15 protein-coding genes and 2 pseudogenes are annotated in these 18047 nt (G+C 59.2%); 5 read left to right on the top strand and 12 right to left on the bottom strand.

What is annotated here, in order from left to right:
* Positions 1 to 394 precede the first annotated feature (394 nt).
* Complete coding sequence (locus QRT08_RS08820) at positions 395 to 889, bottom strand: HNH endonuclease (protein WP_286045669.1); 495 nt, start codon at positions 887 to 889, stop codon at positions 395 to 397.
* Positions 890 to 892: 3 nt separating this feature from the next.
* Positions 893 to 1327, bottom strand: a pseudogene (locus QRT08_RS08815) (hypothetical protein); the annotation flags it as partial.
* 1042 nt (positions 1328 to 2369) lie between these two features.
* Between QRT08_RS08815 and QRT08_RS08810 the strand changes: the two are divergent.
* Positions 2370 to 3524 (top strand): tyrosine-type recombinase/integrase, encoded by a 1155-nt coding sequence (locus tag QRT08_RS08810; protein WP_286045566.1) that lies wholly within the window; start codon positions 2370 to 2372, stop codon positions 3522 to 3524.
* A 109-nt stretch (positions 3525 to 3633) separates the two neighbouring features.
* Positions 3634 to 4281 carry a hypothetical protein gene (locus QRT08_RS08805; RefSeq protein ID WP_286045565.1) on the top strand — a complete coding sequence of 216 codons (648 nt, stop codon included), beginning with the start codon at positions 3634 to 3636 and terminating at the stop codon, positions 4279 to 4281.
* A 192-nt stretch (positions 4282 to 4473) separates the two neighbouring features.
* Here QRT08_RS08805 and QRT08_RS08800 read toward each other — a convergent pair whose 3' ends face one another.
* The 6 genes from QRT08_RS08800 to katG all read right to left on the bottom strand — a co-directional run bounded on the left by QRT08_RS08800 (position 4474) and on the right by katG (position 12944).
* Positions 4474 to 5676, bottom strand: a complete 1203-nt coding sequence (locus QRT08_RS08800) for a Cdc6/Cdc18 family protein (RefSeq protein WP_286045564.1) — start codon at positions 5674 to 5676, stop codon at positions 4474 to 4476.
* Between the two features lie 440 nt (positions 5677 to 6116).
* Complete coding sequence (locus QRT08_RS08795) at positions 6117 to 6422, bottom strand: AtuA-related protein (protein ID WP_286045563.1); 306 nt, start codon at positions 6420 to 6422, stop codon at positions 6117 to 6119.
* Positions 6419 to 7768: an acyclic terpene utilization AtuA family protein gene (locus tag QRT08_RS08790; protein WP_286045562.1), complete on the bottom strand. Its 1350-nt coding sequence runs from the start codon at positions 7766 to 7768 to the stop codon at positions 6419 to 6421. Before QRT08_RS08790 ends, QRT08_RS08795 begins: the two co-directional genes overlap by 4 nt.
* Before the next feature lie 116 nt (positions 7769 to 7884).
* A complete protein-coding gene (locus QRT08_RS08785; protein WP_286045561.1) occupies positions 7885 to 9204 on the bottom strand; it encodes a CitMHS family transporter in 1320 nt (439 codons plus the stop codon).
* A 164-nt stretch (positions 9205 to 9368) separates the two neighbouring features.
* Complete coding sequence (locus tag QRT08_RS08780) at positions 9369 to 10379, bottom strand: tyrosine-type recombinase/integrase (protein WP_286045560.1); 1011 nt, start codon at positions 10377 to 10379, stop codon at positions 9369 to 9371.
* A 387-nt stretch (positions 10380 to 10766) separates the two neighbouring features.
* The gene (katG, locus tag QRT08_RS08775) at positions 10767 to 12944 is read right to left on the bottom strand and encodes a catalase/peroxidase HPI (RefSeq protein WP_286045559.1); all 2178 of its coding nucleotides are present in this window, start codon (positions 12942 to 12944) and stop codon (positions 10767 to 10769) included.
* A 369-nt stretch (positions 12945 to 13313) separates the two neighbouring features.
* Here katG and QRT08_RS18795 point away from each other — a divergent pair.
* Positions 13314 to 13507, top strand: a pseudogene (locus QRT08_RS18795) (hypothetical protein).
* A gap of 8 nt (positions 13508 to 13515) precedes the next feature.
* Here QRT08_RS18795 and QRT08_RS08770 read toward each other — a convergent pair.
* On the bottom strand, positions 13516 to 14286 hold the full coding sequence (locus tag QRT08_RS08770) for a DUF7504 family protein (protein ID WP_286045557.1): 771 nt from the start codon (positions 14284 to 14286) through the stop codon (positions 13516 to 13518).
* Positions 14287 to 14802: 516 nt separating this feature from the next.
* Between QRT08_RS08770 and QRT08_RS08765 the strand changes: the two genes are divergently transcribed.
* Both QRT08_RS08765 and QRT08_RS08760 read left to right on the top strand, forming a co-directional pair.
* Positions 14803 to 15237 (top strand): DUF6789 family protein, encoded by a 435-nt coding sequence (locus QRT08_RS08765; protein WP_286045556.1) that lies wholly within the window; start codon positions 14803 to 14805, stop codon positions 15235 to 15237.
* 54 nt (positions 15238 to 15291) lie between these two features.
* Positions 15292 to 15528, top strand: coding sequence for a DUF7385 family protein (locus QRT08_RS08760; RefSeq protein ID WP_286045555.1), 237 nt, complete (start codon positions 15292 to 15294; stop codon positions 15526 to 15528).
* A 153-nt stretch (positions 15529 to 15681) separates the two neighbouring features.
* On the opposite strand, the gene QRT08_RS08755 is transcribed toward QRT08_RS08760, so the two are convergent.
* The 3 genes from QRT08_RS08755 to QRT08_RS08745 form a co-directional block, all read right to left on the bottom strand.
* Entirely contained in the window at positions 15682 to 15843 is a 162-nt protein-coding gene (locus QRT08_RS08755; protein ID WP_286045554.1) for a hypothetical protein, read from the bottom strand.
* Positions 15844 to 16117: 274 nt separating this feature from the next.
* The gene (locus QRT08_RS08750) at positions 16118 to 16591 is read right to left on the bottom strand and encodes an ester cyclase (protein ID WP_286045553.1); all 474 of its coding nucleotides are present in this window, start codon (positions 16589 to 16591) and stop codon (positions 16118 to 16120) included.
* Complete coding sequence (locus QRT08_RS08745) at positions 16591 to 18021, bottom strand: FAD-binding oxidoreductase (protein WP_286045552.1); 1431 nt, start codon at positions 18019 to 18021, stop codon at positions 16591 to 16593. Before QRT08_RS08745 ends, QRT08_RS08750 begins: the two co-directional genes overlap by 1 nt.
* Positions 18022 to 18047 lie beyond the last annotated feature (26 nt).

Genomic DNA, 18047 nt, shown 5'->3' with positions numbered 1-18047 from the left:
GAAGTTTCGTCTCAGTCAGTGGGATATTCCCTTTAGGGAGTGTGCCTACGGGCACAAAAAATACGCTCCTAGTGCTCGCGATCTCTTCGGGTTAACCCTACCCGTCAATCGGATTAAAACTGTCGTTACATTGTTATTATAATTACGGTAAGAAACGTCATGATATACTCAAGGTACCCTTAGATCATCGACTGACGACTTGTCGTAATGGAAGATTATTCTCTTCTCTATTTTCTCTACGTACATTACACAAGGTCACCGCAATATCTCTGAGTGACGCGTACTCACTCCTAAGCGTCACCCGCTCGTGACTATCGATCATGTCTTCCTACCAAATCTATGCACTATGATTGAATTAGAAGGTACGACCACTGAGCTACCCATCACAGAGAGCTCATTTTGAAAGTGGCCACCACTCTATGGAAGCATTTCGTTCACGTATCCGATCTTCCGAGAGGTATACGTCTTCCGGAAGATCAAGCTTCTTTCCATCTCTTTCGAGTAGAGTTCGTCGAAGCCAAGAGTCGTTGGCCTTGAACGCGGGATTTACTCGGAGACGTAGATCGGTATCAAGGGTAAAAATCCCGCTGTCGAATGCAACATGATGGGTCCAGTTCAGGAGCATGACATTTGTAATATCCTCTGCATATCCAATTTCGTCACTTCTTGGTACAATGTGAGACAGTGTTACGAGCGGGCTTTCTTCGATTTCGGTAAGAACACATTTGTTTTCATATAACTCAAAGGCCCTCCGCCGGAAGGCATCGCTGACCTGTATTTGAGTGACTTGGTATTCGTATATCGTTCCCTTATAATCATTCTCTCGTCCGGTATTATCGGGTTGTATATCAGATCCAATTCTACGGCGACGCTCGATTTGGCCTGTCAACTTCCATTTCTCCCAAACATCTGGATGATAAGTATCGATCCCTTCCGCAACTCGACCATGAATCCATTCCAGAGGAACAGTGTCGGTATCCATGATGGCGAGATGAAAGAGATAGTTCGGCGTCCAGACCTGAGTATTCTCGAATGATTGTTTGTATTTGTCCCGACTCACATTCTCAAGTACGCAGAGGCCGCGGAACCGGACATAGCCGGATCTCTCTTTTTGAAAAAATAAGATGGGTGCTGTCTGTTCGAACCTTTCTTCTTCGACTTTTTCACCTTCTGGCAGAAGATGCTTGTTACCGTAAAATTCGTCAATCGCAATCTCCTCGTCAGGCTCTTGTCGCTTCGCATCACCCCAGTATCTTATTTCTCCTTGGTCGAGCTCTAGCTGGTCTGGATACACCTTGTCCCTGTTATCTGATACAAGGATGAAGGCCGCTAATCTCCGATTTTGCTTGAGTCAGAATAGGTCCGGAGGGGCTTCATGGCCTTCATCGGAATAAAGGCGGGTTCCCCCTGCGGGACTGGTTCAGTCAGCCACGATTGAAACTGATCTCCGGACTCCGTCTTGTATTTTACACCGTTATCCCTGTATTCCGTACCAACCTCAAACGATCGGGACATAGTCTATTAGCATCATTGGCCCATCATAAAGTACCACGATGGATCTGATTCTACACCTGTTCTTCGCTTTTTCTTTCTGCAAAATAGATGCAGCAGCTGTTCAACGGACATAGTTCACACTCTGGCCGAGAAGTGGTACATATGATCGCACCCAGATCGATCAGTGCAAGATTAAACGCTCGGGCAAGATCGGAATCGGTCGGGACAAGACATTCCATCAGTTTGTACACTTGGTCGCTCTTGTGAGGTTGAGTAGGCATATTGTAATCAACAACACGCTCGATGATCCGTGCGATATTCGAATCAACAAGGGCCAGTGGATCACCGAATGCAAATACAAGACAGGCACGAGCAGAATATGGCCCAACACGCCAAGGACGTTTTAACTCCTCGAGATTATGAGGGACGTTTCCGCAGTGATCTCGGTGGCACATCTCTGCAACTTCTCGCAAAGTTCTAGTGCGTTGATTACCGAAACCAAGATTATCGACGCCAATTCCCCCAATCCCGTCTATCGATTTTCTCCACCCTTCTCGTCACCCCAATTTCACCCCAATATACTCACTCCGTCTTGCGATTTCAGCCGGAGACCTCACCCCAATCCCAATTAATTGGACAAGTTATATACTAGGTCCTGTACTGGGCGGCCATGTCCCCTGATAGGACAAAGGCGGTCGCAACCCGCCTGCCAGCAGAGAAAGCAGCCCTCCTTGAACAGGTCGTCGACGATCATGACGTCACGACTGCAGCGGCGTTCGAAGAGCGATATCGCACTATATCGAGACCAACCCCGACAGAATTCGAGCGTTCTATCCTGACGACTCGCTCGCGGCGTTCGTGGAGGAGTTGTACTGATGTCCGGATCGATCGACCCCTCGGAACTACCGGTCGACGAGCGGATGACGAAAGCCCTCCAGGAGTTACTCGACGAGGTCAGTCCCGATCTCGAATCAATTGAGCCGGAGCGCGCCCTCGAACTCTACCTCGACGATAAGGCACGGGAGTGCCGGAAGTCCACCATTAGCTCCCACAAATCACGCCTTGGATCCTTCATCGATTGGTGTCGCGACCAGGGCCTCGACGATCTCACGGAGGTATCGACACGCGATGTCCGGAAGTTCCAACTTCATCGTCGCGAGGAGGTCGGCGTGAACACCGAGAAGACCCTGATGGATACCCTCCACGTGTTCCTCCGGTGGTGCGAGCGAATCGACGCGGTACAACCCGGCCTCTGGAAGTGCGCCAATCCCCCGAACGTTCCCGACGAGAAGAAGGCCAGTGACCGGGTACTACACCGAGAGGAGGCCCTGCCGATTCTCGATCACCTCGCCAAGTACGAGTACGCTAGCATCGAGCACGTCGCTTGGCTCCTACTCGTTGAGACCGGCGTTCGCCTTGGTGCGCTTCGAGCGCTCGACGTCAAGGATTACCAAAGCGACTGTGAACCGTCATACGTGGAGATCGTCCACCGACCCGAGACCGGCACTCCGATCAAGAACGGATCCGAGGGTGAACGGTGGATCGGGCTCTCCGAAGAGGCGTGTGAGATCGTCGACGACTATCTGGCACACCAACGTCCGGACGTGACCGACTCGTACGATCGCGAGCCGCTGCTCGCGACCGCACAGGGTCGGGTCGCGAAGACGACGATCCGCAAGTACATCTACAAGTGGTCCCGACCGTGTGAGATCGGCCTCGAGTGTCCATACGATCGCGTTCCAGAGGAGTGCACCGCCGCTACCGACGTCGATCGAGCGTCGAAGTGCCCGTCGAGTTTGACGCCTCATCCCATCCGCCGCGGGTACATCACCTACCTGCTCCGATCAGGCGTTCCGATAGCGGTCGTTAGCGAGCGGTGTAACGTCTCACCAGCCATTATCGAGCAGCACTATGACGTTCAATCCGAGGAGGACAAAATGCGCCAGCGTCAGGACATTCTACACGAGATCTTGAACCAACCAGTAATTACTCGATCCGTTCCGGATATCCGCGATACGGATCTACAATAATAACCTCTCGGCCGACTATGCTGGTACCAACTAAGCAGTAACACCTAACTCAAACGTCTAATCACGCACACCTAACCTTCAAGATCTGTCTGTCTGATTTTGGGTGGTAATGGATGAGCCAGCAACGTACACAGGTGAACTCGCAGAGCTGTTTGCAGATATTATCTCCGACGTTGACGAGACGATTGGCGAGAACAAAGATTATGGTACAGGGATCGGCCCCCATGACGAAAATGATCAGATTGATGCGCTTGTTAACGAGGTAAATGCTCAGGATACATTTAACGGAATAATCTATACGGCAAAGTCTAATCCAGCAAATGTTCGGTATTCAGGTGGTCAATCTTGTGATCTGGTTATCGAGGCATATAACACAATGGAATACTGCGAAGCCAAGTTGTTTCGTTTTCAGAGAGCTGATCAATGCTCTTCGCCACAAGGTTTCAGCAAAGTATTCAATCCATATCAGGATCGTAATCCGCGATCATTCCTACACGACGTCAACAAACTTGCCACAGCTGATGTTCGGGTGACGAAAACGTTCCTCGGCATTTACTATCGACCGGTTGCTGGTGCTGGTACGGAAATTACGAGCGAAGACATTGCTACAAAGTTCACCAACGAAGTAGGCCAATGGACTGAACACATAATCAACGTGGATACGATCGCTCCTTTTTCGGGTCTTCGACACGATGTGCATTGCCGAGGCGCGATACTCGTGTGGTCCTTAGACGAGCAACCGAAACAATACTTCTGAGTTAACGCTCCCTGATAGGACGAAATACCTCCTGGAGATCAGTTAGGAACGTTCGATTCAGCCACGGTGACGGCTCCTTGATTTTCATTTTACTTACCGACACACCCCTCGTACCGAGTGAGAAACCGAACCTGCGATTCCTATCGTGTAACCTCACTCGGTACAAGGGGTAGCGTCAATTGGAGATCGGATTTATTCGCCGTTTAGCGCACCGAGGACGATATCGGGATCTCGAATCAACCGATGCTTGAGATAGCTGCCCTCGCCGGGGCCGCCTCCCGTATGTTCGCTTTCCGTGATCCCCAGAAACGACTGCTCTTTGAGAAGACGAGCAACGCGGTCGTACGATAACGGATCCGTCTCTTCCGTCTCCGCGATTCGCTCGTAGAGGTCGTAGATCTCCGCTGTTTTGAACCGGCTTTGTTGTTTGTCCTCGGTAAGCAATGCCAGCGCCCGGAGGATGTGCTTGACGTGAGGGGTCTGGCCGCTGACGAGGCGTTCGAACCGGTTGACCTCCGCTTGGGTGATGGCATCGTCCACGTAGTCGACCGTCACTCTCGATGCATTCGCCTTCTCGGCGAGACGCCCGGCTTCGTAGAACGTCTCGACGGCTTTGCGTGCGTCCCCGTGTTCTCGAGCCGCTAGAGCGGCCGTCTTCGGAATCACGTCGTCGTCGAGGACATCCTCTTTGAAGGCGTCCTTTCGATGCTCGAGAATGTCCTGTAGCTCCCCCGCATCGTAAGGATCGAAGATCAGTTCGTTGTCCTGCAGGCTAGAGTCTACCCGCTCGTTCAGCCGCTCGCGGTACGCGATTTTGTTGCTGATGCAGATGACGCCGATGAACGTATCTGACTTCCCACTCTCTCGTGCTCGGGAGAGACTGCGAAGCAACTGATCGTCGCTGAGTTTGTCGATCTCATCGAGGATTACGACGAACGAGTCGACGGCGTACTTCTCGAGGAGCTCCCACGTGATGTCCCGATAATCCGCAGCGCTGATTCCCGTTCGAGGAACTGACTCATCCGTTCCGAGGTGCGATATGAGCTCACGAGCCATCTCGCGGCTCGCCTGCGTTTCCGACTGATAGTCAGAACAGTCCACGTACGCGTACTGCAGCGATACGTCGTTTTCCTCTGCCCGACGATTAGCCTCCCGAGTGACGCATCGGGAAACGAGCGACTTTCCCGTGCCCGTCTTCCCGTAGATGATCGTCGTCTCCGGGGGTCCGCCGCGAGTCGCTGGACCGAGCGCGCCTCCGACTTCGTTGATCTCGTCGTCGCGACCGACGACGCGACCGAGCTCGGGTACGTGTCCAACCCGTACCAGCTCGCGGTTGGCAAAGATATCCCCGCTTTCGAAGATGTCGTGCGATCGCGAAGACGATTGTTCGGACATATCGTGTGAGATCTTTAGCCTGTCTATTAATTCTATCGAACCCCGTACGGAGTGAGATGCTGAATACAGGCTCAATATACCTCACATAGTGGGAATAGATCGATATTTTAAGGAATATCGATAGAACACCCACTCCCTGTACCGAGTGACGAGTATTAGTCTGTATTCTCTTCTCGTGATCGATTATTCTTTCTCCGTTCACTCGGTATGAGGGGTGTCTCCCGAGACAGAATCTCAACTCCTCCTTCGTGTTTGTCACTCGGTACGAGGGGTGTGGTGGACATATAATCTGTTCAGATATGTATTCTTCAAATCGGTGCTTACCGATGAGCCGCCTCACTCGGTATGAGGGGTGTCTGGATTATTCGAATGATCCAGGGCAGTCATCTCTTCGGCCTTTGAAAATGGCTAATCCCTATAGAAAATAGATCGATCTGGAACTAGGAGAGTTCTATCCCTAACAACACGTATGACAACGACTTCCCGTGTGAATCAATACGGAGCGACGTCGTTACACCACCGGCAAGCGCGTTGTAGAGAACGAAGTTGAAGGATTGTAGCTCTGGGAGAGTGTATCGCTCTACTGTCCCTGAGATCAATGGATCAAACGTTTCCTCGACTATCTCCGCTGTGAGCTCTTCTTCCAGTCGTTCGAACGCCTCCTGATTATTTGCGAAAACAGCAATGTTGAGTGTATCACCCTTATCACCAGCTCGGGCGTGCGCCAATTCACGTACTTGAGTCATGTTGAATCCCCGATGATTTTGGGAGCTACCCTCTCTCGCGGAATCGTTGTCGAGACGATGCCGACGATTTGGGAAGTGTTCATCGTCGCTCCTCCTCCTCCAGCGGGTCCGTTCGTATACAGGGTCTGGACTTCACGTCCGATCCATTTCGCTTCGTCCCGGGTCGAGCATTTTCCGGCGACGCGCACTCGCACCTCGTATGGAGATTCGGAGTGATCAACGCCGATTTCCCCATGAAGTGAGTCTCGACCGATCAGGTCTATCCGTATCTCTCGGAGCTCGATATCACGTGATTCGAGTCGGGATTGGACGATATCCGCAGCCAACTCCGCTCGTTCTTCCGCCCCCGGGCCTGCATACGATATTTGCCCTTCTCCTTGATAGCTCTCTACGTAGCCGATATTGACCTTCAGCGTCTCTGGAGGCGGTGCGGCCACTGCTCCTGTTACGGTTACTACGTCTTCCTCCTCTTGGGTAAACGAGACACCGGTAAAATCAGCGATCCCGTCTGGAGTGATGTACCGGCTTGGATCATGAATCTCGTACAGCAGTTGCTCTTTGCAGGTTCGGATGCTTACCTCACCGCCCGTCTCGGGGAGCTTCGTAATCCGAACATCCCCGCTTGGGCTCGCCTCCGCGATCGGGAAACCCAATTCATCGAGGCCATCGATGTCCTTGTAGCCGGGATCAGCGAAGTAGCCGCCGGTGATTTGGCCAGCACACTCCATCAGATGGCCGAGAACGATTCCCTGGCCGAGATACTTCTCGTGATCTGCGTCCCGTTTCCAATCGAACTCGTGAAGCAATGGTCCGAGATAGAGGGACACGTCCGCGACTCGACCCGTAACGACGATATCGGCACCTTTAGCTAACGCATCGACGATCCTCCCGCAGCCGATGTAGGCGTTCGCCGAAACCGCACTCGATCGATATTCGCTGATCGATTCCCCATCGAACGACTCCTCCTCGAAGTGATCGAACTCGTCTACCACGTCACACCCGACAACACCTGCGACCGATAGTTCGAGGTCCAACTCCGAGACGATCTGTGTCGTCTTTTCGACCGCTGCGGGCACATTTGCAGCACCCATGTTCGTGACGATCCTCGTCCCGTTTTCGGCACAATGAGGCAAGACTGCGTGAAATCGTTCCTCTAACAGGGAATTGTAACCGCGATCCGTGTCCTCTAACTTCTCCATCTGGGCGAGTGCGGTCGTTCGTTCGGCCAGTCCCTCGAAAATCAAGTAATCGAGTTCACCGTTCCGAGCGAGTTGTACTGCTGGCTCGATCCGATCACCTCCGTATCCTGCTCCAGCCCCTAATCGAATAGTTTGAGTACTTACCATATAGTTGATCGTGCCTATATCGGTCTTAGATGGGAGATCATCAATAAACTATCTCCCAGAAAGATAGGGGATCGTATCCGGCTTCAAAGTCGGGAGCTCAAAGGTTGAGATAACGCCTAAATGAGCGGAATGGCGCCCGTGAGGATCGCTACGACCAACATCACCAGTGAGACGAGCCAGGCCCACAGGAACGTGAATTTGATGTGTTCACCCAAGTCGACGTCTGCGAGGCCGATCAACAGGTACGTTGCGCCGGTTAACGGTGAGATTGGGAACCCAACCGTCATCTGACCGATGAGCGATGCACGAGCAACGGCTACTCCAGGGATTCCGAACGCCTCGGCAGTCTCGGCTAATACCGGAAGAACCCCGAAATAATACGCATCAGGGCTGAAGAGGAGGCTCATTGGTGCTGCGATGAGCCCTACGAGAACGGGAATATACGACCCCATCCACTCGGGAATGAGGAGAAGGAGGATGTTCGCCATTTCGGTGATCATGCCTGATTCACCTAATACGCCGAGGAGAATGCCCGCTGCGAAGAGGATCCCGACGTACGTCATCACGTCCGATGAGTACTCCTCAAGGATATCCCGCTGCCGGTCGTAGTCCCGAACGTTCACCAAGATTCCGACGACCAACCCGACCATAAACACGACCGCTGGACTGGTAATGTCCGCGATTAATGCGGCCACGATCACGAGAGTGAAGAGGAAGTTGAAGTACCATTTGGCATCTATCGTCACTTCATCCCCACTGATGGCCTCTTGAACGAGTTCTGTCCGTCTTTCTGCGCTGATCTCCTGCTCCTGCTCGATACGCTGGCTGAAATAATAGGCTATGGCAAAGACGGTAACAAGGCCGGCTATTTGTGCGGGGATAAGGGGATTGTAGACGTTCGCGATAGTCGCCTCGTCGAGCGAAGCGACTGCTCGAACCGTAACTCCGCCCCACGGCACTAAGTTCATCGTACCGGCTCCCAGAGCTGCTAGAGCAGCCAGTATCTTCGTGTTTACGTCGAGCGCGAGATAGAGCGGTAAGAGTGCTGGAATCGTGATGAGAAACGTAGTTGCGCCCGTTCCATCGAGATGGGTCGCGCACGCCAATACCACCGTGCCGATCGTGAGGAAGGCGGGACGACCCAGTACGGTGTTGATGACCCGTTTGACCAGTGGATCGAATAGGCCGTAGTCTCGCATGATCGCAAAATACCAAACGGCGAACGCGAACATGGCCGTGATTTCGACGATTCCACCCAATCCCTCCGCTGCAAACTCTCCTATCTCACCTGGACCGAATCCAGCTACTAACGCACCAAGAACTGGAACAATGATGAGAGTCGGAATCACATAGATCAGCTTTCCGATGATGAAGATGAGTATCAGTGCGATTACGATATATCCAATAATCCCGAGTGTGATTCCTTCTACCTGCATCGGCAACGCACTCGACAATTGTGTGATGTTAGCTAACACGGCAATAATGGGCTTCTGTTGTGCCCCTATTAGCATTAACGATCATCGAGATTAAACGATGATTTTTGATGAGATAAGGAAAGAAAACAGGCTGACACAATGACAAATATTAGCGCTTGCGTTCTTCAGATGTTGTTGAGGTACTTTCGACGCTGTTGCATCTTGTCTCGCTTCGATCGCTGGTCGTAGTGCTGGTCGAGCACCTCTTTGCTGACGTTCGCTCGATCACTGACCGCGGTCTCCGGCACGTCGCTGTTCAGGTAGTGCGTGATCGATCCACGTCGAAACGCGTGCGGACTGACGCTTGAGGGACACTGTGAGGCGTTATCCGGTTCATTCGCGTCGCAGTCGTCCGGATTCCGATCGTGCGGGCATCCGTCGCCATAGACGCACGGACGCGTACATTGATAGCAGTACTTTCGGATCGTCGTCTTGGCAACCCGACCCTGGGCAGTCGCGAGCAGTGGCTCGCGATCGTACGAGTCGGTCACATCGGGTCGTCGGTCCCTGAGCCAGTCATCGAGCAACAGACACAGCTCGCCGGAGAGGGCGACCAGTCGCTCCCCATGTTTCTTGTTCTTGATTGGTGTCCCGGTCTCAGGGCGATGTCTGAGCTCAAGGCATTGATCCTCCGGATCGTAGTCCTCGACGTCGAGGGCGCGGGCCGCACCCAGCCGCATCATCGTGTGCCAGAGGAGCGATACCGTCACGTGCGGGAGCGACGCGTACTCGTACCGGCTGTAGTACTCGAGCATCGGCTTCGCGTCGTCCGCGTCGAGCATCACCTCTCGAGTGTTCTCGTCCGCGGTGACGTTCGGCGATCGGACCTTGAGGTGGAGGTCCTGTTCGACGGCGTCGATGGACTCGAGCCACCGAACGAAGACCCGAACGGTATCCATCTGAGTCTTCTCGCCGGCCTTCGAGAGCTCGCCGACGTTGCGTCGCCACAGCCGAAACTCGTGGAGACGTCGGCCGGTCAGTTCGTTCAGATTCTCGATGCCGCGTTCGTCACACCACCGGAGGAAGAAGCCGAGTCGCGATCGATGTGAGTCGATCGTCGCCTTCGCCGCTTCGGTCTCCTTCTCCGCCAGGTACAGTTCGAGTGCAGTCTCGGGATCGATTGGTTCGAGGTTCATGGTTCGCTCTGTGGCGAACCGCATGACGATGCCGATCGGTCGATCGAGGCGAGTCCCGTGATCGCGAAACCCCCGAAATCGGCGTTGCTTCCCAATTTTCTCCGGGCTCCGCCGTGCTCCCGTCGCGCCCGTGAGTTCTGCCGAGCGAAGCGAGGCGAACGGGCGCTCCTGAGTCCCGTTCGCTGTCGCTCACTGGACTCCCGTCGCGCCCGCTGCTTTTACGACGTCATCGGACTGCTGAGCAGTCCGATCGGCAAACAGGATCGCATAGCGATCCTGTGACGAACGGGTGTGTGGAGCGAAGGCGCCAGTGCTCGTCGATATCGGGTTCGTCCCTCGAAATCCGCGATCGGCCGCGAAAAGAATCCCGCAGGCGCTCGGCCGCGATTATTCGAGGTCGAAGCGGTCGAGGTGCATCACTTCGCCCCACGCGTCCACGAAGTCTCGCACGAACTTCTCCTCACCGTCGTCGGCCGCGTAGACGTCCGCGATTGCCCGGAGCCGGGCGTTCGACCCGAAGACGAGGTCGAAACGGGTCGCCGTCCACTCGAGTTCGCCCGTTTCGCGGTCGCGGATCTCGTAGACGGCCTGGGCGTCCGAGGGCGCTTCCCACCCCATGATGTCCTGGGATTCGTCGGACGCCACCCACTCGTAGTCCATGTCGAGCAGGTTCACGAAGAAGTCGTTGGTCAGCGTCCCCGGCCGGTCGGTGAGGACGCCGAGGTCCGAGTCGTCGTAGTTCGCGGAAAGCGCGCGCATGCCGCCGACCAGCGCCGTCATCTCGGGGGCCGTCAGGTTCAGGAGGTCGGCCCTGTCGACCAGCAGTTCCTCCGCCGGTTCGTCGTGGCCGGTCCCGAGGTAGTTGCGGAACCCATCCACTTCCGGTTCGAGCACCTCGAACGACTCGACGTCGGTCTGTTCCTGCGAGGCATCCGTCCGATCGGGTTCGAACGGGACCTCGACGTCGTAGCCGGCCTCGGCCGCCGCCTGCTCGACGGCCGCGTTGCCGCCCAGCACGATCAGGTCCGCGAGCGAGACGCGCACGTCGTCGGACCGCGAGGCGTTGAACTCCTCTCTGATCTCCTCTAGGGTGTCGAGTACGGTCGCCAGCTTTTCGGGCTCGTTTACCTCCCAGTCCCGCTGGGGGCGAAGGCGGATCCGGGCCCCGTTCGCGCCGCCGCGCTTGTCGCTGTCGCGGTAGGTGGAGGCCGACGCCCAGGCGGTCTTCACGAGTTGAGGGACCGACAGGTCCGACTTGAGGATCTTCCCCTTGAGATCGGCGATTTCCTCCTCGCCGACGAGTTCGTAGTCGGCGTCGGGGAGGGGGTCCTGCCAGAGCATCTCCTCGTCCGGGACCTCCGGGCCGACGAGCCGGGACGGCGGGCCCATGTCGCGGTGGATCAGCTTGTACCACGCCTTCGCGAACGTCTCCCGGAACTCCTCGGGGTCCTCCCGGAAGCGCTCGATGATCTCGCGGTACTCCGGATCACGCTTCAGCGCGACGTCCGTCGTCAGCATCATCACGTCCTCCTTTTCGGCGGGGTTCTCGGTGCCCGGCGCGACGCCGTCGAGCGAGCCGTCCGTCGTGGTCCACTGCCACGCGCCGCCGGGACCCCTCTCGGGCTCCCACTCGTGGTCGAGCAGGTTGTCGAGGTAGCCCATGTCCCACTGGGTCGGCGTGGCGTTCCACGGGCCCTCGATGCCGCTGGTGATCGTGTCGGCGCCCTTGCCGGAGCCGTGGCTGCTCTCCCAGCCGAGGCCCTGCTGCTCGATGGGGGCCGCCTCGGGCTCGGGCCCCATGTGCTCGTCGGGGTTTTCGGCGCCGTGGACCTTCCCGAAGGTGTGGCCGCCGGCGATGAGCGCGGCCGTCTCCTCGTCGTTCATCGCCATCTGGCCGAACGACTCCCGAATCCGTTCCGCCGACCACTCCGGATCCGGATTGCCGTCCGGCCCCTCCGGGTTCACGTAGATGAGCCCCATCACGGTGGCGGCGAGCCCGCCCTCGAGCGTGTCCTCCTCGTCGAAGCGCTCGGAGGCCTCCCACTCGTCCTCGGGCCCCCAGTCGACGGCCTCGTCGGGCTCGAAGTCGTCCTCGCGCCCGCCGGCGAAGCCGAACGTCTCGAAGCCCATCGACTCCAGGGCGACGTTCCCGCTCAGGACGATCAGGTCGGCCCACGAGAGCCTGCGGCCGTACTTCTGCTTGACCGGCCAGAGCAGCCGGCGGGCCTTGTCGAGGTTCGCGTTGTCGGGCCAGCTGTTCAGCGGCGCGAAGCGCTGCGTGCCGCCCGAGGCGCCGCCGCGGCCGTCGCTGGTGCGGTACGTGCCGGCGCTGTGCCACGCCATCCGGATGAACAGCGGCCCGTAGTGGCCGTAGTCGGCCGGCCACCACTCCTGGGACGTCGTCATCACCTCCTCGATGTCCGACTTCACCTCCTCGAGGTCGAGTTTCTGGAACTCCTCGGCGTAGTCGAACTCCTCGTCCATCGGGTCGACCGGACGGGAGTTCTGGTCGAGGATCTTCAGGTTCAACTGGTTCGGCCACCAGTCCTGGTTGGACCTACTCATGATCGGGGAGTTGTCGTTCTCGTATGTTAAAATTATCCATTTGTAATGAAGTCTTCGCTGCAGCCCAAGAAATTCATCGAATTCATGAATTTCATCGGTGCTGGATTCGCGTCCCGTTCAACACGGGTTTGCGGTCCTCTCGGTGACGAGGTTTCACCGAGGCTCGAAGAGGTAAGCCAGCGGTTATCGAAGTGTTGCCGCTCTCCGGATGGCGATCTCGTCGAGCGAGTGTGGCTCCCGTATGGGAATCGAAGTCCGCCGATACCACGTCTCACGGGCCGATTCGTTAGCAGCGTGAGCGAGCGCCCGCCGCGCCCGCTCGCGTTCTCCGGGCCCCTTCTTTAGGTCCCCGCCGTCCTGTCGGTTCCCATGACGGTCGCCTTCAAACCCGGCAACGCCTCCGAGGGGGTCGACTGCTTCGACTTCCGGGAGTATGCGGGATCGTCCTGCGCAACGAGGACGGCTACAACATCGGCTACGTGCCCCACGAGATCCTCAGCCACGTCGAACCCCATCCCGAGGAGGTCTCCGTCGAGAGCGACGGCAACGGGAACCCCGAGTAGCCCCCGACCTACAGGCGCCGGTACCGCGTCTCGTCCCCGTCGCCCTCGACCCAGATGGCTCCCGTCGTCCCTCGACGGAGGACCTCGTCGGCCTCGTCGGTCACGTAGATCCCGTAGCCGTCGATCTGGGAGTGAAACGTGTTCAGGAGTCGGGCGCGCTCCTCCCGGGACAGCGACTCGCACAGGGCGCTGTAGGAGTCGACGAGCAGGTGGATCCGCTGTGCGGGCGACGTCGACAGCGCCTCGACCAGTTCGGTGATCGACAGCGCGGTCCGTTCGATGTCGCTGTCGGCGGCCGTGTAGTGGATCGGGCGCTCCCGATAGACGTCCTCGACATACTGGCCCGCCGAGCGCGTGTCGACGATCCCGATTCCCGCCCGTTTCCCGGCCGCGGGCTCCGTGTACGCCCGGAGGATCTCGGTCGCGCTTCGCTCGGTCGTGAGGACGATCACCCCGTCGACCGGCGGCGTGTTCCGGTAGACGGCCCGGAGGAACCGATTCACCCCGTCGGCGGACGGACCGCTCGCCGTGACGGTCTGGCCCTCCCGGTACACCGCCGGCGGGAGGACCGCGTGGCTTCGTGCTCCGTCCTCGTCCGACGGGCCGTCGCTCGTGGTCCCGCCGTCGGATGGGTCGGGCTTGGACGCCCGTGGGGCGTGGTCGTCGGCCCCGTATCGCTGTCGACCGCCGCGAGTGGTCGCCCCCGGCGTGGTCCTCTCTCCGGTGGTCGTCGGTGCGTTTCTACAGTCGATTGAGTGGGAGGGTGGGTCGTGAGTCATATGGTCCTCTGGTCGGGAACCGTCTTCGCGGTCCCCCACCCGGAAACTCCGGACTGGGGCTCGAACGAAGCGTGTCCCGCGTCGGTGTATCCGTTGAGAACGCCGTCGGTACACCGCAGTACCCACGCCGCTTGTCACGCCAGCGGCATGAATCTTGTCCTGTCGTCCGCCGGTCGGATCGACGGGATCGTGTCCGCGTCGGACGAATCCGGACCGCTCTCCCGGTGAACACGTCGCGGACCCCGTCCACAACATACAAGCGCTCCTGTTCCGTACGCCCTCACGAGTCGGCCCGATGAGACCGGCGTGGTCGAGGGCGATCCGAAACGAGGCCGCGTCCGGGGACCGCCCGGAGTACTGGACCTGCTTTTGCTGGCGGCGCTCGGACGCCGTCCCTCCGTCGCGGATCGTGACCCGTCGGAACCCGACGCCTGCTCTCCGCGAGCGCGGCGTCCCGTAGACGTCCCCGGTGGCGACGCTGGAAACGTTTTTCAGGACACTCGGTATATCGCTCGCATGGACGACCGGCTCGTGGCGCTCGCCAGCGGCACGCTGGCAACGGCCGTGATGGTGCTGGTGCTGTACGCGATCGACGCCGGTAGCGACTACCAGTTCCTGGCGTACGAGTCCCTCGCGTCGCTGTTCGGTACCTCGGCGACCGTCGGGTTGGTACTGTTCGTCGCGAGCGGCGTCGTCGTCTGGCCGCTCGTCTTCCTCGTGATCGGGCAGCACCTCGCACCCGACTCGGAGGTGGTGCGCGGGATCGTCCTGACGGAACTGCTCTGGATCGCCTTTCTCGTCGCGTTCATCCCGATCGCCGACGTCTGGAACATGCTGTACTTCGTCGTCGCCAGCGTGATCTCGCACCTCGTCTACGGGGCGGTCCTCGGGTTCGCCTTCGGACGACTCGGCGGCAGCCACCGGGAGGTTCGTCGCCACTGGCCGGGCTGATCGCTCGCGTTCGCGGGGCGTAGCTTTATTTCTCCGGCCGGTCCCGTACCGGGTATGGGAAGCGTCGACGACCTCGACGAGATGAAGAGCTACCTGACGCCGCGCGAGGAGAACGAGGCGACCGCGAGCTACCAGAACACGACGGCCATCGCGTGTCCGGTGTGCGAGGAGTCGTTCGACTACCTCGTGGTCTGCAAGCACGACGAGACCAGCCTCTCGCTGGGCAAGGTGATGAACCTCTGTACCGTCACGAACGACGACGGGCGGCTGTTCCTGTTCACCCACGAGTAGCCGGTAGCGTCCGCTCTCGACCGCGGTTTCCTCCTCTCTCGCTCAGACTGTCGGTCATAGCGACGTGGGTCGACTCTCGCCGAGACGGGCAAGAACCGGGCCGTTGCCCGTCGCGTCGTGCCACCGCAGGTCGTGCTCCCACGACCGACGGTATCAGTAGTCGTCGCGCTCGTCGTCTATCGTCCGCGGCTCGTACCCCGGGGTCTGTAACCGGCGGAACTCGATCACGAACCCGCGAACGAACGCGTAGAGCACGTACGCGAGCGCGGGAACGACGAGCGCCAGCACGACCACGAGTATCGGCAGCTGAAACATCGTTTGCTGATCCCCCGATACCTCGTTCACCGTCCTCCGTGATGAACGTACCGTATCACTGACATTCTAGATAACTCAACCCTCGATCTGCTCGTATTCTCCACCCGGTTCGGCGATCCGTCCTCCGGCGGGTTCGACGGCTGGCATCGGGTGGGCGCTCGCGTCACCGTCGACGCACGATCGCGGTCCACGTCGGCTGGCACTCCGGTTGGACCCTCCCCTTGGCCGTCGAGCGGTATGAATCTGCGGCCGGTTCGATCGCACCTACCCCGAATCACTCACGGCTCTCGATGCGTTCGGGAATCGCACCGAGTTGTTTCAGGAGGCTGTAGACGTCGTCCATCGCCCAGGCCTCGACGAGCCGCCCGTCGTCGACCCTGAAGACGACGATACCGGCGGTCTCGACCGCCCTGCCGGTCGCCGGTACGGAAAGGACCGGCCCCGTCTGGGTCCCGGTAAAGCGGTATCGGACGACGACCCTATCGCCGGCTGCGATCACGTCCTCGATCTCGTTTCGGGCGTCCGGAAACGCCTCGTGCCAGTCGGCCCACGCCGTCCGGAGGTCGTCGACCGAGTAGGTCGCGTCCGTCCCGTGGTGGAGCACGTACCCGTCGCTCACCGCGTCGGTGTCGAACGCTCCGAGGTCCCTTCCGTTCCAGACGGCCTCGAAGTATCCCCGGACGACCCCCTCGTTTCGCCAGGTGGTCGCCCCCTCTGGAGCGCCGTCGTCCGGCGGGAGTCGCCCCATCAGGCGCTCGGGCGTGGCGCGACGTTCGCGTTCGACCGAAAGAGGTTCTCCGGGTCGTATCTCGACTTGATCTCGGCCAGCCGCTCGTAGTTGTCGCCGAAGAGCGCCCTCGCGGGGTCCTCGTTCATCCCCGGGAAGTTGCCGTACCGGCCCGAGGCGACCGAGAGGTCCTGCGTCTCGGCGATCCCGTCGCGCGCCCAGTCCACGTTGGCGTCGTCGTCGGCCGGGTCCTCCCAGTTGGCCTCGAAGGTGATCATGTAGGGCTTGTCCCGGTGCCAGAACGCGGTCGCGTCCCGGGGAATCTCCGAAACCGCGCCGTCGAGGTGCCAGAGGTCGACCGTCGAGAGGGGCGAGGGTGCCGACCCGTTGTACCTGAGCAGGAGGTCGACGACCTCGTCGGTGATCGCCGTCAGGTAGACCGACTTCCAGTAGTAGCGCAATCCATCGGGATAGTCCTCGTCGAGCATCGACTGTAACTCCGTGTACGCCATCGACCCGCTGAAGTCGACGAGGGGCGTCAGACCCTCGACCAGCGGTCCGAAGACTGCCCCGGCGTCGTCGAGGTCGCCGCGATAGGAGCCGAGCATGGCCACCGTGGGTTCGCCCCAGTGCTCCTCGGGGAACTCCTCGAGGTCGGGGACGTGCGCGGCGAACGCGAGCACGCCCGCCTCCCGCGGGGCGGTCGCGGTCCATTCACGGTAGCGATCCATGGCTTCCCTCGAGTCGTCGGCGTGGAACCAGACGAACAGCGCGTACACCTCGGGGCCGACCTCGTGGAGCGCGTACTCGAAGGAGGTGACCACGCCGAAGTTCCCGCCCCCGCCGCGCACCGCCCAGAACAGGTCGGCGTTCTCCGCTTCGCTCGCGGTCCGGACCGTCCCGTCCGCGGTGACGACGTCGACGCTGCGCAGGTTGTCGAGCGCCAGCCCGTACTGCCGGCTGAGGTGGCCGTAGCCGCCGTTGAGCGTCAGGCCCGCGATCCCCGTCTGCGAGACCGCGCCGAGGGCCGTCGCGAGGCCGAACAGCTGCGTCTCGCGGTCGACGTCGCCCAGCGTGGCCCCGCCCTCGGCGCGCACCGTCCGGGCCTCGGGGTCGACGCGCACGCCGGTCATCGCCGAGAGGTCGACGACGATGCCGCCGTCCGCGACGGCCGTCCCGGCGACGTTGTGGCCGCCGCCGCGCACTGCCACCGGCAGGCCGTGTTCGCGTCCGAACCCCACCGCTTCGACGACGTCCGCGACGCCCGAACACCGCGCGACGATCGCGGGATGCCGGTCGATCATCCCGTTCCAGACCGCCCGTGCCTCCTCGTAGCCCTCGTCCTGCGGGAACAGTAGCTCGCCGTGGAACCCCGCCTCGAGCGATTCGAGCGCCTCGCTCGATAGCCCGGCGATCGCCTCCTCACCCGGTGACCGACCTATCGTGGCCATGCCGGATAGCTACGCTTCCCGTGGGC

Origin of the sequence: Halalkalicoccus sp. NIPERK01 (assembly GCF_030287405.1) — an archaeon.
Taxonomy (GTDB): domain Archaea; phylum Halobacteriota; class Halobacteria; order Halobacteriales; family Halalkalicoccaceae; genus Halalkalicoccus.
The sequence above is the reverse complement of the archived record's forward strand: the minus strand, read 5'-3'. Positions and strand labels throughout refer to the sequence as shown.

Bases quoted from the DNA above. Each gene is read 5' to 3' on its own strand.
- QRT08_RS08810 (WP_286045566.1), top strand. From the start codon at position 2,370: ATGTCCGGATCGATCGACCCCTCGGAACTACCGGTCGACGAGCGGATG.
- QRT08_RS08805 (WP_286045565.1), top strand. From the start codon at position 3,634: ATGGATGAGCCAGCAACGTACACAGGTGAACTCGCAGAGCTGTTTGCA.
- QRT08_RS08800 (WP_286045564.1), bottom strand. From the start codon at position 5,676: ATGTCCGAACAATCGTCTTCGCGATCGCACGACATCTTCGAAAGCGGG.
- QRT08_RS08795 (WP_286045563.1), bottom strand. From the start codon at position 6,422: ATGACTCAAGTACGTGAATTGGCGCACGCCCGAGCTGGTGATAAGGGT.
- QRT08_RS08790 (WP_286045562.1), bottom strand. From the start codon at position 7,768: ATGGTAAGTACTCAAACTATTCGATTAGGGGCTGGAGCAGGATACGGA.
- QRT08_RS08785 (WP_286045561.1), bottom strand. From the start codon at position 9,204: ATGCAGGTAGAAGGAATCACACTCGGGATTATTGGATATATCGTAATC.
- QRT08_RS08780 (WP_286045560.1), bottom strand. From the start codon at position 10,379: ATGAACCTCGAACCAATCGATCCCGAGACTGCACTCGAACTGTACCTG.
- katG (WP_286045559.1), bottom strand. From the start codon at position 12,944: ATGAGTAGGTCCAACCAGGACTGGTGGCCGAACCAGTTGAACCTGAAG.
- QRT08_RS08770 (WP_286045557.1), bottom strand. From the start codon at position 14,286: ATGACTCACGACCCACCCTCCCACTCAATCGACTGTAGAAACGCACCG.
- QRT08_RS08765 (WP_286045556.1), top strand. From the start codon at position 14,803: ATGGACGACCGGCTCGTGGCGCTCGCCAGCGGCACGCTGGCAACGGCC.
- QRT08_RS08760 (WP_286045555.1), top strand. From the start codon at position 15,292: ATGGGAAGCGTCGACGACCTCGACGAGATGAAGAGCTACCTGACGCCG.
- QRT08_RS08755 (WP_286045554.1), bottom strand. From the start codon at position 15,843: ATGTTTCAGCTGCCGATACTCGTGGTCGTGCTGGCGCTCGTCGTTCCC.
- QRT08_RS08750 (WP_286045553.1), bottom strand. From the start codon at position 16,591: ATGGGGCGACTCCCGCCGGACGACGGCGCTCCAGAGGGGGCGACCACC.
- QRT08_RS08745 (WP_286045552.1), bottom strand. From the start codon at position 18,021: ATGGCCACGATAGGTCGGTCACCGGGTGAGGAGGCGATCGCCGGGCTA.